We start from the raw sequence: 15,230 nt of genomic DNA, 5'->3' as shown, positions 1-15,230 counted from the left end.
GGCTGCTTTTAGAGCTCGCCGATTCCGGAAACAAGCTCCGCGTGGCCCTCGCCGAGGCTGTAGGAAAGGCCGATGACCGCTGTCCGGCCGGACTCGATTGCGTCCGAAATCACACGCGAGCTGTCCACGAGGCGCTGGGAGGTCTGCTTGACGTGCTCCACCACCATGTCGTTGACTTCGGTCTGCTCGTTCCGCAGGGAGGTAAGGACCGACGGCGTGATGCGCTCCACGAGGTCGCGGATGAAGCCAACGGGCATCTGGCCGGTTTCGACGGCGTCCTTCGTGGCGCTGACGGCACCGCAGCTGTCGTGGCCGAGCACCACGATCAGCGGAACGCCCAGCACGCCGATGCTGTACTCGAGGGAGCCGAGGACGGCGTCGTCGATGACCTGGCCGGCGGTCCGGACGACGAAAACGTCACCGAGTCCGACGTCGAAGATGATCTCGGCCGCGAGGCGCGAATCCGAGCAGCCGAAGATCACAGCGAACGGGTGCTGGTTCTCCACGAGCGACGAACGCCTGGAGGCGTCCTGGTTGGGGTGCGATGATTCACCGGAGACGAAGCGTTCATTGCCTTCGCGCAGACGGCGCCAGGCCAGGGCAGGAGTCAGGTATGTGGTCACCGCCCCACCTTACGGCGCGGGGCTCGCCGAGGGGGAAACAATGACAGCAGGGTTACTTTCCAGGGATTTGACGACGGCGGCAGCCAGGACGGCGAACTCGTCCAGGTTGGCGTCTCCCGCCAGGACCACGGTGGTGCCGCGGTAGGCGAGCACCATGCTCTTCTCGCCCTTGCCGGTGTCATGGAGTTCCCACTCCCTGCCCCCGGCGTTGCGGGTGCCGGTCACGGGGGCGTTCCTGGTCTGCTGGAGGAGCCAGGTGGGGTTGGCCTTGCTGGTCTGGGTCAGGCCGATGAATTTTTCCTTCGGCGTCACATACCCGACCTCCCAGGCCGGGACTCCCGTGCCGGCGGCTGCCGCCCAGCGGGCGTAATTCGGGTGGAATGTGTCGCCCGGGGCGGGGGTCACCGGTGTGAATCCCGCCACACCTGCGGCGTTGCCGGCCACGGCGCTGACGTCGATGTTGGGACGGTAGCCGTCCGACTTTGGTGACGGGTTCATCAGGACGATAGGCAGGAACGCCGCAACGCTCACCACCAGGGCGATGATCATTCCGATCACCGAGGCGTTGGCCCGCTTCGCCGCAGCGGCGGCGATTACGGGCTTCACGGGCTGGCTGGCCGGCGCCGGGGAGGGGGCGGGAGCCTGCACGCGGCTCGAGGGGGCGGACTGGTCCTGCGTATCACTCACCCTTCTATAGTCGCCCATTCGCCGTCCGAACTCACATTCGAAGCCGGCGGCGGTGAGGCCCGCCGTCCGTTACAAGGCACGGTCATCCGCCGCCCGGGGGCCCGCGCCACGACTATGATCAGTTACAGAGGAATCACCGCGAAGGTCGACCCAGGCCTCGCGGGTTCAATGATCGCCACTCGAAGAAGAGGTTCACGTGTCACCAGCGTCCATTACCCAGAAGTACTCAACGCTTTCCCCGTCGCTCGCCGTCGGAACCGACGAGCCGGACCGCAACCTCGCCCTTGAACTCGTCCGCGTCACCGAGGCCGCGGCAATCGCCGGCGGCCACTGGGTCGGATTCGGCGACAAGAACAAGGCGGACGGCGCCGCCGTCGATGCCATGCGTTCCTTCCTTCAGACTGTCCACTTCAACGGCGTTGTGGTCATCGGTGAAGGTGAAAAGGACGAAGCCCCGATGCTGTTCAACGGCGAGCAGGTTGGTGACGGCAGCGGCCCCGAGGTCGACGTCGCCGTGGACCCCATTGACGGAACCCGCCTGACCGCCCTCGGCATCAACAACGCACTGGCCGTCCTGGCCGTCGCCGAGCGCGGGTCCATGTTCGACCCCTCCGCCGTGTTCTACATGGAGAAGCTGGTCACCGGCCCCGAGGCTGCCGACATGGTGGACCTGCGCCTGCCGGTCAAGCAGAACCTGCACCTGATCGCCAAGGCCAAGGGCGTGAAGGTCAACCAGCTTAATGTCATGATCCTGGACCGTGACCGCCACCGTCCGCTGGTGGAAGAGATCCGCGAAGCCGGCGCGCGCACCAAGTTCATCATGGACGGCGACGTTGCAGGTGCCATCGCGGCTGCCCGGTCCGGCACCGGCGTGGACGCCCTCATGGGCATCGGCGGCACCCCGGAAGGCATCGTGGCGGCATGTGCCATCAAGTCCCTTGGCGGCGTGATCCAGGGCCGGCTGTGGCCCACCAGCGACGACGAGAAGCAGAAGGCGATCGACGCCGGCCACGACCTCGAGCGGGTCCTTTCCACCAACGACCTCGTCACCAGCGACAACTGCTACTTCGCCGCCACCGGCATCACCGACGGCGACCTCCTGCGCGGCGTCCGCTACAACAAGGAGAAGGTACTGACGCAGTCGATCGTCATGCGCTCCAAGTCCGGCACCATCCGCTTCGTGGACGGCGAGCACCAGGCCAGCAAGTGGGAAGGCTACGCCCGCAAGAGCTGACCCCTTCTGCTCCTAGCGCGCACTGGCAGCTAATTACCCCAAGTCTCCGATTTGCGGGCATTAGCTGCCAGTTCGCGTTTAAGCCGGGTCTCCTCCTGTGGATAACCGGTCTGACGCGTTGGATTCGCATCAGAATGTATCCATGTCGCGTACGCCGATGCCGCCCCAGATACCCGACGGGTCATTTCTAGTCGAGGACGCCCATTTGCTCGGCCTTAGCCGGAAGCAGGTCAGCCGGGACGGCATCTTCACGCCGTCCCGCGGCGTCCGGCTTCCGCTGCACAGCACCGGAAGCGTGGCGGACAATGTGCGCGCTTACTCGCGGCTTGATCCAACCTGCGTGCTGACGCATTCGACTAGCGCCAGGATCTGGTCCATCTGCCTCTCGGGCTGGCTTGACCAGGACTGGCGCATCCACATAGCCCGTCCCGCGGACGGCTGCAAGCCCCGCCGCCGCAACGTTGTAGGGCACCAGTTGTCGTTCAAACCCGGCGAAGTGGTGATGTTCGACGGCGTCCGTGTCACCTCGCCGGCCCGGACCTGGCTCGATCTCGCCGCGCTCCTAAGCGTTGATGAGCTGGTGGCCGCCGGCGACTCGATCGTCGTCGAGCACGGTGAGGACTTCCCCGTCCCCCGCCAGCCACTGGCAACCATCGGCGACCTGAAGGGCATCGTCGGCCGGCATCCCGGCATGCGCGGTGTCCGGAAGGCGAGGCTCGCCCTGGATATGATCCGCGTAGGGGCGGATTCTGCGCCGGAAACCATGATGAGATTGGCGCTGGTGCGGGCCGGGCTCCCTGAACCCACCCTCAACGTTGTCTTGCGCAACCGGATGGGGCAGCCGGTGGTCTGGCCGGACGCTGCCTACCCCGAGCTAAGGATTGCCTTGCAGTACGACGGCGCGCACCACGGTGACCCTGAGCAGTATCGCAGGGACATAAGACGCCAAGCCCTCACCGAAAGTCTCGGCTGGCGCGAGCTTCGGGTGCAGACCAGCGACCTTGAGGGGGAACGCCCCTTCATCGTGGAAAAGGTAAGGTCCGTACTGCGCAGCCCTTACGCGGCCGGCACCGCCGAACGAACCGGCAGCTAATGCCCGCAAAGTGTTCATTTGGGGTTATTACCTGCCAGTTCGCGCTAGGCGGAGGGGGAGGGGCGCTTGATGAGGGCCTTGATGCGGTCGCGGAGCTTGCGGGCCACCTGGTAGGCGGCGTACCGGGGCCGGTTGATGGGGAGGTCCCATGTGCCGGGGTACGCGATTTCACGCCCGCCGAAGGACTTCTTGAACGCCGTGAACCCTGCCCACTTGTGGTCGGGCTGGTCGGCCGGGGCCACGCCCCACAGGTCCACGTGCTTCAGCCCCTTCTCCTGGGCATCCGCCATGAGGGTCACCAGGAGGGGGATTCCCGCGCTGAGCTTGCGGTGGGTGTCGTCCATCGCGGCGTGCGCGTATGTCCGGGTGTCCGCAGAATCGTAGGCCAGTGCCGCGGCCACCGGGCCGCCATGGAGGTCGGCGATGAACAGGGTCGCGGCGCCCGCGGGCATCAGCGATTCAGCCACCTGCGTCAGGTACTCGTCGCTCTGCGGTTTGAAGCCGTTCCGCCGCGCCGTCATGTGCAGGAAGTTCAGCAGCACCCGGATGTCCTCGGGATCCTGCGAAGTGCGGAACGTGACGCCCTTCTTATGGATGTTCCGGTACAGGTTGCGGTTGACCGGCTTCATCTCCGCCAGGACCTCCTTGAAGTCCCGGTCCAGGTCCACGATCCAGCTCAGCTCGGGCTGCTGGTTGACAGGCGCAGGCAGCAGGCCCCGGCTCCGCAGCTGGTCCGCAGCGCCTTCGGCGTCGAGTCCGGCCGTGACCGGCTCGATCCGGACAAAGGCTGCGCCGCAGGACTTCGCCAGTCCGCGGAGGGCTGCCAGGGCGGCGTCGAACGCCGGCACCGACTCGGCCACCGGACCGTAAGGCGCGTACAGGACCTTTCCGGCCGGGTTCTTTTCCTCGATGGCCAGGAAACTCCAGCCGGGACCGGACTGCCGGTGCACGTGGCGGCCCAGCGACTTCTGGAAATCCTCCCAGGCTTTCGTTTGAAGGAAATACTCCACAGTGTTCAGGTCCTCATGGATGTGGTCACGGCGAAGGCCACGGCGTTCGCCGTCGACCCGGACACCGGATGGACATTGACGGGTGCGTCCGACGCCGGCAGGAACGCACTTGCGCCCCGGTCCAGCCGAAGGTCGCCCTTGGGGGAATCCAGGTACACGGAACCGGCGACGACGATGACCACTGCGGCACCCGACTGTGCCAGCGGAACCGGCGAACCGTCCGGCTGCAGCTCGATCCGCTGGAGCTGGAACTCGCGGAAGGGCGGGCAGTACAGTTCCTGTCCGAGTTCGGTGGTCTCCCTCTGGAGCATGGGGAAGTCCACCGCCTCGAACACGAGGGTGTTCAACAGCTCGGGAATGTCGATGAACTTGGGCGTCAGCCCGCCGCGGAGCACGTTGTCCGAGGACGCCATGACCTCCACGCCAAGCCCGTGAAGATAGGCGTGGACCTTGCCAGCCGGCAGGTAGGCGGCCTCGCCGGGTTGCAGGGACAGCCGGTTGAGCAGCAGGGAGATCAGCACGCCGGGGTCGCCGGGGTATTCGCTGTTGAGGCTCAGTACCGTGGACAGTTCCCGCTGGTAGGGCGCCATGGGCGCACCGGCGGCCAGCACGTGGACCACCCGCGATGTCGCTTCCCGGACATCATCGCCGCCGGCGATCAGCCGTTCGAACGCTGAACGCAGCGCCGTGGCCTCGTCGGGCTGGGAGAGATCCTCGATGACGCCCTTGAGCACCTGCGGGACGCCGTCCCCGGGAAGCTCAAGGCAGCCGGCCAGGTGCAGGAAGATGTCGCGGGACTTCTCCGGATGGCGGAAGCCGCACAGTGACTCGAACGGTGTCAGCGCGAAAATCATCTCGGGCTTGTGGTTGTCGTCGTGGTAGTTGCGGTTCGCCGCGTGGGGCGGGATGCCCGCGGCGTTTTCGCGGGCGTAACCGGCACGGGCCTGCTCAAGGCTCGGGTGTACCTGCAGCGACAGCGGCTTCGCCGAGGCGAGGAGCTTGGCCAGGAACGGCAGCCGGGGACCGAATTCGGCCACCGAAGCTGCGCCCAGGAAACGCTCCGGGTCCTCGGCGATGAGCGCGTCCAGGGGCGTGCTCGTGCCGTCCGGCCGGATGGCCACGGACGGTGAGTCGGGGTGCGCCCCGATCCACAGCTCGGCCTCCGGACCGCCGGACTCCGGCCGGCCCAGCAGGCCGGCGATCGCCGTCGTCGATCCCCAGGCATACGGCCGCAGGACATTGTCTATCTGGTACACGGCTGGTGTCCCCCCTCTTTTACTGTAGGTATTGCTCAAAGCGGCGCGCACTGGCCGTTGGTGGCCACCAGGTCGCGGATGGCCTGCTCGTTGCCTTCGCGCTTGAACTGGTTCAGCATCGCTTCGGTGATCGGTTCCCCCTCAGGCGTGGTGGTTACCGGAGTGAAGTCCGACGACGACGGTGACGGTGCGGGGGTGGTGGCCGGGAGACCTGCCACAGGAGCAGCTGCGGCGCCTGCGGCGGAGAGCCCGCTGCCGGGTAGGGAGCCCGGCTGCAACAGGGTGTCCGCCGGCGCGGCAGCCGGCGACGATTCCGGGCTGGCGGATGCGAGAAGCTTCCTGACCCGGTCATGGATGACGTCGAAGTCGGGCACCGTGGAGAAGGACGCGTCGAAGTCCGGCGGCCCGATGGTGAGCCGCTTGATGTCCTGGCCCTTGGCTTTCATGGCCAGGTCCACGAAGCTGCCGAGCTGGCTGGAGGAGATGTTCGAATCCACCACCTTGGTGCCGGCGTTGGCGATGTCCTCGAATTTGGCCAGCAGCGTTGCCGGGTCCAGCTGTTTCAGCATGGCCTGCTGGACGCACTGCTGCCGCTGGATGCGGGCGTAGTCGTCCACGAACTCGCGTGACCGCCCGTACCAGAGGGCCTGGAAGCCGTTGAGCTTCTGGTCGCCGGCCGGAATCCAGCCGTCGGGCATGCCGTGGATGCCGTTGGCCTCGTCGACCATCGGCCCGCTGATGGGCACCCAGCCGCCGGCCTTGATCCGGATGCCGCCCATCGCGTCGATAAGCTTCGCGAAGCCGTCCATGTCCACGAGCACGTAGGCCTGCACGGTAATCCCGAGGGTGCCCGAAACCGCCTCCAGGGTCGCCTGCGCTCCGGGATCGGCGACGCCCGGGTAGAGGTCCTTGTGCTCGTTCGTGACCTCGGTGTTGATGGCGTTGATGAGGCACTCGTCGCCGCAGTTGTAGCCGTCCGGATAGATCTTCCGCATCGGCGAGCCCTCGCTGAACTGCGCGTTCTGGAGGTTGCGCGGCACCGAGATGATGGCCGTCTGACCGGACTTGGCATCGACGCTGAGCACGGACAGACTGTCGGGGCGCCGGCCGGTGCGGTCGGCGCCGGCATCGCCGCCCATCATGAGGAAGTTGTACCGGCCGTCGACGGGGTCAATGGCCGGTCCGCCGGCGAAGATGCTGCCGATGGCATTCCGGCTGACGTTGAGCAGGTAGGCGGCATACCCCAGCGATCCGCTGCTGAGCACCATGGCCAGGACCAGGGAAATCACGACGGCGGGGCGCACCCGGGCGGGCAGCAGCACCGGCCGGATGAGCCTGAGGGTGTTGACGAACAGCAGCAGCCAGCCCACAGCGAGCGCGGCCAGGACCAGGACGATGAGCAGCGAGGCCACCGGATTGGTGATGATGTTGATCAGCAGGGTCCGGTTGGTGAACAGCAGTACCAGGGCAAGGACCGCTAGCAGCCAGGCGCCGAGCGTTACGCGCAGGGCGATCCGGCCAATCCTGCGGTCCCCGGCCACGATCTGGGCGCTTCCGGGCACCAGCAGCGTGAGTAGGATCAGCAGGAACGCGCGCTTGGTCCGGACAGGCTCAGCAGCGCTCGACGGGTTGCGGACGGGATCCGTGAGCAGGGCCTGGGACGGCAGTTCATTGTTGGACATCGCAGATCCCTATCGGCTGCTCCGGAGGGCCACGTTGGCGTCGGAGAAGACTTCGTTGACTTTCTGGCGCAGGTTGGCGCCCTTCCGGCTCGCCACATCGTTCAGCTCCTGGGCGAACTCCAGAAGTTGCGTGCGGAGACGGGCGGAAAGGTCATCGGTGCCGGAGGCCAGCATGCGGACCGCGAGCAGGCCGGCGTTCCGGGCCCCGGCGATGGAGACGGTGGCGACCGGAACGCCGGCCGGCATCTGCACGATGGAGAGCAGGGAATCCATGCCGTCCAGGGTCTTGAGCGGAACCGGAACACCGATCACCGGCAGGGGAGTGACGGAAGCCAGCATCCCCGGCAGGTGCGCGGCGCCGCCGGCACCGGCAATGATGACGCGGAGGCCGCGCTCGTGAGCGGTCTGGCCGTAGCGGATCATCTCGGTGGGCATGCGGTGCGCGGAGACGACATCGGCCTCGAACGGGATGCCGAACTCGGCCAGGGCGTCGGCCGCACCCTCCATCACGGGCCAGTCGGAGTCCGAGCCCATCACGAGGCCCACGATGGGCGAGGAGGCGCCGGCTTCCGGTGCAGCAGGGGATTCGGGGCTCATGCGGTCTCCTCGGTCTTGCCTGTTGCCGCGGCCGGCAGCCTGCCGTCACGGATGATGTTCGCCACGGTGGTGGCGCGCTGCCGGAGGGAGTCAACGTCCGCAGCGGACGCTCCCACCAGGTTCACGTGGCCGATCTTCCGGCCCGGACGCACGGACTTGCCGTAGCAGTGGACCTTCGCGGCCGGCTCTGTCGCCAGCGCGGCGGGGAAGGCGGAGAAGAGGTCCTGGTTGTCGCCGCCGAGGAAGTTCTTCATCACGGCAACCTGGCCCAGAACGTCGGTCGCGCCGAGCGGCAGGTTCAGGACCGCCCGCAGGTGCTGTTCGAACTGGCTGGTGACGGAGCCGTCCTGCGTCCAGTGGCCCGTGTTGTGGGGCCGCATCGCCAGCTCGTTGATCAGGAAGCCTGCGCCGCTGCCGGGCGTCTCGAACATCTCCACGGCCATGACGCCGGTGACGCCGAGTTCATTGGCGATCCGGAGCGCAGCCTCTTCGGCGGCCGCGGCCACCTCAACGGAAATGTTCTGCGCCGGGGCGATCACTTCATCGCAGACGCCGTCGACCTGGATGGTGTGGACCACGGGCCAGGCACGGGAGGCGCCGTCGGGGGTGCGGGCCACAAGCGCAGAGAGCTCGCGGCTGAAATCCACCTTGGCCTCGGCGAGGAGCGGGCTCATGGCCTCGAACCAGTCAGCGGTCTCCGCGGCTTCGCCGGGCGAGCCGACGATGCGCACGCCCTTGCCGTCGTAGCCGCCCCGCGGGGTCTTGAGCACCACCGGCCAGCCGATCCGGTCGCCGAAGCTGACCAGTGCGGCGACGTCGTCCACTGCGGCCCACTCGGGGTTGGGCAGTTCGAGCCGGTCGATGGCCGCGCGCATAACCAGCTTGTCCTGGGCGTTGACCAGCGCCTCAGGGCGGGGCTGGACGTTCACCCCGGCTTCGATCAGCGAATAGAGGTGGTCGCCCGGGACGTGCTCGTGGTCGAAGGTCATCACGTCAAGGCCCTTGGAAAATTCCATCAGGGCCGCGAGGTCCTTGTAGTCGCCCACGGGTGCATTGGGGACAGCGGAGACCGCGGAAACGTCTTCGCCTTCAACCAAAATACGGAGTTCAAAGCCCAGGGCGGTGGCGGCCGGGGCCATCATGCGCGCTAGCTGGCCGCCGCCAACCACGCCGATTACTGGAAAAGTCACATGTTCCAGCCTACCGAACAGGAGCCCGGTTGCCGTCTTTCATGGCCGCGAAGCGCCCTGAGCCGCCCTAATTTGACCGCTGGGCTCCTTCCGGGACCGGCTACTGCAGGCCTGGTTTTGAGGTTACTCCCGGCAAACGGGGCTAAAATGGGAGCTTGGCCCCACGGCCCCCACTATTCAGACGGCCACGGAGGGTCATGATTAACACACTTGCAGAGCGCATCCGGGGACTCGCCTCGCTTTTCTGGCGCGAGGTGGCGAAGTTCGGTGCCGTTGGCGGTGTGGCGTTTGTCATTGACAACGGGCTGACGTACTACCTGATGCACGGACCCATGACGGACAGCGAGGCCAAGGCCCGCTTCGTGGGGGCCACCGTAGCCACCGTTTTCTCCTGGATCGCCAACCGCCTGTGGACGTTCCGGCACCGCCGGCAGGCCAATGTGCTGCGTGAATTCCTGATGTTCATCCTCATCAACGGCATCGGGATCGGAATCTCCACCGGGTTCACGGCGCTGGCGAAGTACTCCCTGGGTGTCACGGACAAGAACATGCTGTTTGCCGCGGGCGTCGTGGGCATTCTGGTGGCCACCGTAGTCCGCTTCTTTGCCTACCGGTTCCTCGTGTTCAACCAGGAACTGGACCAGGAGCCGGAGTTCTCACACGACCACGAGATCATCGAGGTGCACCACCATTCCGCCCCGGCGGCGGAACGGGTCCTGCAGCCGGACATCGACGATCCCGAGCAGCCCGCCAGACCCAGCTAGCGCCCGCCAGGCCCGGCCGGCAGCCCGGTCACCTGTCAGATCACTGGCCGTGGATGCGCTCGGCGGTGAGAAGCTTTTCCGTCAGCTCCACGTCGCCGTGCACCAGGACTACCGAGCCGTCGCTCTTCCACGCGCCCAGGGAATTGGCGAGGGCCGCTTCAAGTCCGTCGGCGGCGCGGACCAGAAGCCGCGCGCCCGGCTCGTGACCGGCCGCAAACTCGGCCAGGAGGGCTTCGTGCCGGACGGCCTGGCCGTTCGCGCCGCGGACCGCGGCAGCGCCGGGATCGGGATCGTTGTGGGCCATGAAGACGTCACCGTGTGAGCGGACCTCCGCGGCGTAATCAAGAATCCCCGCGGGCAAATCACCGGGCCACCGCATGGCAAGGGCCGGCAGCGGAACGGCGACGACGGCGTCGAACCCGTCCGCCGCGGCTTCCGGCTCTGACGTGGCGAGCAGGTCGGCGTCGCCGGAGTCCAGCACCACCTCCATGCCCAGCTGCCAGGCGGCGAGGGCCCAGATGATGGACTTCCAGTGCGCCGGCAGGTCCAGCCTGAGCTGCATTCCCGGTTCGGCGTCCAGTTCGTCCTGGAGCAGGTTGCTGGTCTTTGCCACCCAGTTGTCCAGGACGCGGCCGGAGAGTTCCACCCGTTCCGCGTCAGGCCCGTACCAGGTCAGGCGCGGGGAGGTGGAGTGGCCCGAGCGCAGGGCCGTCATCAGATCAGTGGCCGGGATGTTCATGGCTTCATCTTGCCACGCCGGGGCAGGTGATCTCCGGCACAACAGTTTGTAACGTTGTTTGTCTTATTAGGCGGGGCGGAGGCAGAATTGCCGGAATTGCACGCGCGCGGAACCAGATACTAAGCTTGCTGTCAAATATCGGCGGCCCGCGGTCCGGAAAGGAAAAAATTTCCCGGGCGTGGCGCGCCTGCAGTTCGCCCCGGGCATTGATTATTATTCCGTCGCGGCTTGACTCCCCACTACTTACACACGTGTAATTAGGTATCGAAAAGCCGCGGCAAACACTCAGGAACACCAGGTGGTGTCCTGAGCGCCGGGCAGGGGCCGCACTACTCGGGAGGGGACGCCATGGGGCAAGCGGAGCGTGTGCATGATGATGCTGTAGTGGCCGGCCAGGCCACAGTAAAATACCGGTCTCGGGGAGTGCCCAGCGACTGGTATGTCGATCCGGCTGATCCGGACGCCGCTGAGCGGTACAACCAGGACACGTCTGCTTCGCTGCAGGATCAGGCCACGGCCTTCCTCGCCCAACATGACGCCCTCCAGAATGAGTCTCTCCTGGCCGGGCAGCCGGGGCGGGACGACGACGATCTTGATCCCCCCATGGAAATCCGGAGCCCGGCGTCCGATGCCCTGGCCCAGCCGGTGTGGATCGGCCTGCCCTTGGGGCAGGATTTCGACGACGAAGGTGAACTCGGATGGCAGACCGACGCCCTGTGCGCCCAGACAGACCCGGAGGCTTTTTTCCCGGAGAAGGGCGGCTCCACGCGGGACGCCAAGAAAGTCTGCGGAGCGTGCAGCGTCCGGTCGCAGTGCCTGGAGTATGCACTGGCGAATGACGAACGGTTCGGGATCTGGGGTGGCCTCTCCGAGCGTGAGCGCCGACGGCTGAGGAAGCGGGCAGTCTAATTCTTCAGGAAGTACACGTCACTGCCGTTGTGGTAGCCCACAACGGCAGTGATTATTTGCCCAGGACACTTTCAGCGCTGGCCGCGCAGACCCGGCCGGCGGACACCGTGATCGGGGTGGATGCCGGCTCACAGGACAACTCGGCTGCCATCCTGCAGCGTGCCATCGGCGACGCCAGGGTCGTCACTGTCAGTAACGGCCGGGCGGGGATGGGGGCCGCCGTGCGTGCCGGCCTGGCCGCCCTGGCCCCATGGAAGCCGCAGGGCACCAGGGACCGGTCGGAATGGGTGTGGCTGCTCCATGATGATGCGGCACCAGCACCGGAGGCGCTGGCCGAACTGCTGCATGCGGTGGAGCGTGCGCCCTCCGTCACGGTCGCCGGCTGCAAGCAACTGGACTGGAGCGCCAAGCGGCGCCTGATCGACGTCGGGCTTTCCACCAGCCGCTGGGCCGAGCGGCTCACGCTGATCGAGGCGGACGAACTCGACCAGGGCCAGTACGACGGACGTTCGGATACCTTCGCCGTCAACTCCGCAGGCATGCTGGTCAGGCGGGACATCTGGGAGCACCTCAAAGGCTTTGATCCGGCGCTGCCGGGCACGGGCGACGACGTCGACTTCTGCTGGCGCAACCGGCTGGCCGGCCACCGCGTCGTGGTGGTGCCCAGCGCCAGGATGTTCCACGTTTCCCACCGTCCGCACGCCCTCGGCACCGCCCCCGCGGCGCGCCGCGCTCAGGTGCACCTGCGGCTCAAGCACGCCCCGCTGTGGGCCTTGCCGCTGCATGCGGTGGGCGCCCTCCTCGGGAGCCTCCTCCGGCTGGTCTTCAGCATCGCCGTGAAGGACCCCGGATACGGCTTTTCACAGCTCCTGGCCACCGCCGCGGCCCTCGCCCGGCCCGCCGCCCTCGCCCGGGGGCGGCGCAATGCCGCCCGCACCCGCCGCGTCCGCCGCTCGGTGGTCAAGGCGCTGCAGACCGAACGGCGCGAGGTGTGGGGGCACCGGCGCTCCCTGATGGAAGCGCTGGGGGCCGACGACGCCCGTGCCACCGAGGACAGCAAGGACCCGCTGGAGGAACAGCCCAGCGGCGACTCAACCGACGACTTTGCGGCCCTGTCCACGAACGAGCGGGGCTGGGTGGGCAACGGCGCGGTCGCCGCGGTGATCATCGCCGCCGTCGCCTCCTTCGCAGGACTCGCCGGGCTTTTCCAGGCCGACGCAGCCGGGGGCGGGGCACTCCTGCCGGTCTCGGCCCGGCTGGAAAACATCTGGCACCACGCCTCCAGCTGGTGGATTGGGCTGGGCACAGGCCTTCCCGGCCACGGCGACCCGTTCGGCTACGTCCTTTGGATTCTCGGCCTCCTCGGCGGAGGCAACGCCAACGGTGCAGTCATCTGGCTGCTCCTGCTGGCCATGCCGCTCTCCGGCCTTGCTGCCTGGTTCGCTTCCGGGGCCTTCACTTCCTACCGCCGCTTCCGGCTGGCGGCGGCACTGGTGTGGGCGGCTGCGCCCGCGCTGCAGGTAGCCGTCAACCAGGGCCGGGTCGGGGCCCTGCTGGCCCACCTCATGATGCCGCTGCTGGTCCTTGGGCTGCTGCGGGCCACCGGCTCAGCGTTCGGGCGCGGCCGCTTCGCCCCGGTCCCGGCCGGCATCGGGGCGGACCAGCCGCCAACCAAGCCCGGAGTGAACGGCACGCCGTCGTGGACGGCAGCAGCCGCTGCCGGACTGGCGCTGGCGGTCATCACCGCCGCCGCGCCGTCGCTGCTGCTGCCGGCCGCCGTCGTGATCATCCTCCTGAGCCTGCTGCTGCGGAAGCGTGGACGAACGCTCTGGTGGGCGCTGCTGCCAAGCGCTGCGCTGTTCGTGCCGTTTGGACTGTCCACCCTTGACCGTCCCCGGGCGCTGCTGGCAGACCCCGGGCTGCCCCTGCCCTTCGAGTCCGCACCGATGTGGCAGCAGGTCCTGGGCCAGCCCGTTGGCTTTGACCCCGCCGGCGGACTCTCCGGCCTCGCCCTCTTTCCCGGCGGCTCCGTCCCGTGGGGGCTGTTGCTGGCCCTCCTGATCGGAGCGCCGCTGCTCGCGCTGGCCGTTGCCGCGCTCTTTGTTCCGCTCCGGGTCCACCCGGACCGCCGCGGCCGCATCGCCAGGGCACTCTGGGCCGCCGCGCTGCTGGCGCTGGCCGGCGGCTGGCTCGCGGCCCACGTTGCCACCGGGGCCGGTACGCAGGCACTCGTGGTGCCGTTCACCGGTCCGGCCGTCTCCGCCGCCGTGTTTGCGCTCCTCGGAGCGGCCGTCATCGGGGGCGACGGACTCCTGACGCTTGCGGGGGCCGGTTCGGCGGGGGCCGGTTCGGCGGGGGCCGGTTCGGCGGGGGCCGGTTCGGCGGGGGCCGGGCCCGACACACCGTTGCGTGCCCGGGGAGTGCGCGGGGCTGCCGTGGCCCGCGGTGCTGCCGCGCTGGCACTCGTGCTCCTGCTCGCCGGGCCGCTGGCCGGACTGGCGGCGTGGACGGTGCAGAACGTGGTCCAGCCGGCCGACGCCGCGGCAAACGCAGACTCTGCGGATCTCGGATCGCCCCGGCTCGTGGGCCCCGCAAGTACGCGGATGCTGCCCGCCACTGCGGTGGACCGCGGGGAGGGGCCGGAGCAGACGCGGACGCTGCTGATCAGCACCAACCAGGACGGAACGTACGGTGCCACGCTTATGCGCGGCAGCGGAACCACACTGGACAGCCTCTCCACCATCGCGGCAGCCCGGAACATCCTGGGTGCCCCCGGGCAGGAAACGGTCCGCGATGACGACGAGGTCACCGCTGCGCTGCGCACCACCGTGGCCACCCTGGTGGCCGCCCGCGGCGTTGACCCGCGCCCCGAACTGGAGCGGCTCGGCGTCGGCTTCGTCGTGCTGCGCGCCGCGGACACGGCGGCACAGCTGACCGCCAGCCGGATGGACGCGGTTCCGGGGCTGACCGCTGTGGGTCCCACCGACGCAGGGTGGCTCTGGCGGGTGACACCGCTGAACGGCGCTGTCCTGCAGCCGGCCGATGTCGCACACCGGGTGCGCATCGTCGACAGCAAGGGTGCCACCATCGGGCTGGTCCCGTCGGATCTGACCGGAGCCCAGGCCCCGGTGCCCAAGGGGCCCGAAGGTCGGCTGCTTGTGCTCGCCGAGCGGGCCGACCCCGGCTGGACCGCCTGGCTCGACGGCCGCAAACTGACGTCCACCACCTCCGGCTGGTCCCAGGCGTTCACGCTGCCCCCGCAGGCGGGCCAGGTGACTGTCCGGTACGAAAGCCCGTGGGCGCTCTGGTCCGGCATCCTGCAGGCCGCCGTCATCGGCCTGACGGTCCTGCTGGCCCTGCCGATGCCGGCACGGCGCCCCAACACCGGCCTGTCCAGGGACGAAGGCTCCCTGCGTAAGGAATACCAGAATGCATGAGGAAGAGAA

Annotated in this window: 13 protein-coding genes; 5 read left to right on the top strand and 8 right to left on the bottom strand. The window is 67.9% G+C overall.

Features of this window, described 5'->3' with window-relative positions; genetic code table 11:
• Positions 1 to 8: 8 nt before the first annotated feature.
• Both ACFUTU_RS18715 and ACFUTU_RS18710 read right to left on the bottom strand, forming a co-directional pair.
• Positions 9 to 623, bottom strand: coding sequence for a carbonic anhydrase (locus tag ACFUTU_RS18715; RefSeq protein WP_377966993.1), 615 nt, complete (start codon positions 621 to 623; stop codon positions 9 to 11).
• 9 nt (positions 624 to 632) lie between these two features.
• Positions 633 to 1,328: a DUF4245 domain-containing protein gene (locus ACFUTU_RS18710; protein ID WP_377966991.1), complete on the bottom strand. Its 696-nt coding sequence runs from the start codon at positions 1,326 to 1,328 to the stop codon at positions 633 to 635.
• A 178-nt stretch (positions 1,329 to 1,506) separates the two neighbouring features.
• Here ACFUTU_RS18710 and glpX point away from each other — a divergent pair, with 178 nt between their 5' ends.
• Positions 1,507 to 2,544: a class II fructose-bisphosphatase gene (gene glpX / locus ACFUTU_RS18705; protein WP_377966989.1), complete on the top strand. Its 1,038-nt coding sequence runs from the start codon at positions 1,507 to 1,509 to the stop codon at positions 2,542 to 2,544.
• A gap of 142 nt (positions 2,545 to 2,686) precedes the next feature.
• Entirely contained in the window at positions 2,687 to 3,637 is a 951-nt protein-coding gene (locus ACFUTU_RS18700) for an endonuclease domain-containing protein (RefSeq protein ID WP_377966987.1), read from the top strand.
• Between the two features lie 44 nt (positions 3,638 to 3,681).
• Here ACFUTU_RS18700 and ACFUTU_RS18695 read toward each other — a convergent pair whose 3' ends face one another.
• Genes ACFUTU_RS18695 through ACFUTU_RS18675 form a run of 5 tightly spaced genes read right to left on the bottom strand, consistent with a single transcriptional unit; the run spans position 3,682 to position 9,324 of the window.
• On the bottom strand, positions 3,682 to 4,647 hold the full coding sequence (locus ACFUTU_RS18695) for a lipid II:glycine glycyltransferase FemX (RefSeq protein WP_377966985.1): 966 nt from the start codon (positions 4,645 to 4,647) through the stop codon (positions 3,682 to 3,684).
• 5 nt (positions 4,648 to 4,652) lie between these two features.
• Positions 4,653 to 5,903 (bottom strand): mannose-6-phosphate isomerase, class I, encoded by a 1,251-nt coding sequence (manA, locus tag ACFUTU_RS18690; RefSeq protein ID WP_377966983.1) that lies wholly within the window; start codon positions 5,901 to 5,903, stop codon positions 4,653 to 4,655.
• Positions 5,904 to 5,938: 35 nt separating this feature from the next.
• On the bottom strand, positions 5,939 to 7,585 hold the full coding sequence (locus ACFUTU_RS18685; protein WP_377966981.1) for an LCP family protein: 1,647 nt from the start codon (positions 7,583 to 7,585) through the stop codon (positions 5,939 to 5,941).
• Positions 7,586 to 7,594: 9 nt separating this feature from the next.
• Positions 7,595 to 8,182, bottom strand: a complete 588-nt coding sequence (purE, locus tag ACFUTU_RS18680; protein ID WP_377966979.1) for a 5-(carboxyamino)imidazole ribonucleotide mutase — start codon at positions 8,180 to 8,182, stop codon at positions 7,595 to 7,597.
• Complete coding sequence (locus tag ACFUTU_RS18675; protein ID WP_377967016.1) at positions 8,179 to 9,324, bottom strand: 5-(carboxyamino)imidazole ribonucleotide synthase; 1,146 nt, start codon at positions 9,322 to 9,324, stop codon at positions 8,179 to 8,181. The genes purE and ACFUTU_RS18675 overlap by 4 nt, the downstream gene beginning before the upstream one ends.
• Positions 9,325 to 9,569: 245 nt before the next feature.
• On the opposite strand from ACFUTU_RS18675, the gene ACFUTU_RS18670 reads away from it, so the two are divergent.
• Positions 9,570 to 10,136: a GtrA family protein gene (locus tag ACFUTU_RS18670; RefSeq protein ID WP_377966976.1), complete on the top strand. Its 567-nt coding sequence runs from the start codon at positions 9,570 to 9,572 to the stop codon at positions 10,134 to 10,136.
• A 40-nt stretch (positions 10,137 to 10,176) separates the two neighbouring features.
• Here ACFUTU_RS18670 and ACFUTU_RS18665 read toward each other — a convergent pair whose 3' ends face one another.
• Positions 10,177 to 10,875 (bottom strand): TIGR03089 family protein, encoded by a 699-nt coding sequence (locus tag ACFUTU_RS18665; RefSeq protein WP_377966974.1) that lies wholly within the window; start codon positions 10,873 to 10,875, stop codon positions 10,177 to 10,179.
• 348 nt (positions 10,876 to 11,223) lie between these two features.
• Here ACFUTU_RS18665 and ACFUTU_RS18660 point away from each other — a divergent pair, with 348 nt between their 5' ends.
• Positions 11,224 to 11,784 (top strand): WhiB family transcriptional regulator, encoded by a 561-nt coding sequence (locus ACFUTU_RS18660; RefSeq protein ID WP_377966972.1) that lies wholly within the window; start codon positions 11,224 to 11,226, stop codon positions 11,782 to 11,784.
• A gap of 29 nt (positions 11,785 to 11,813) precedes the next feature.
• Positions 11,814 to 15,221 (top strand): glycosyltransferase, encoded by a 3,408-nt coding sequence (locus ACFUTU_RS18655; RefSeq protein WP_377966970.1) that lies wholly within the window; start codon positions 11,814 to 11,816, stop codon positions 15,219 to 15,221.
• Positions 15,222 to 15,230: the final 9 nt, after the last annotated feature.

Origin of the sequence: Arthrobacter sp. NPDC057388 (assembly GCF_042668165.1) — a bacterium.
Lineage (GTDB): Bacteria > Actinomycetota > Actinomycetes > Actinomycetales > Micrococcaceae > Arthrobacter.
Note: the sequence above shows the minus strand (reverse complement) of the source record. Positions and strands in the feature narration are given on the sequence as shown.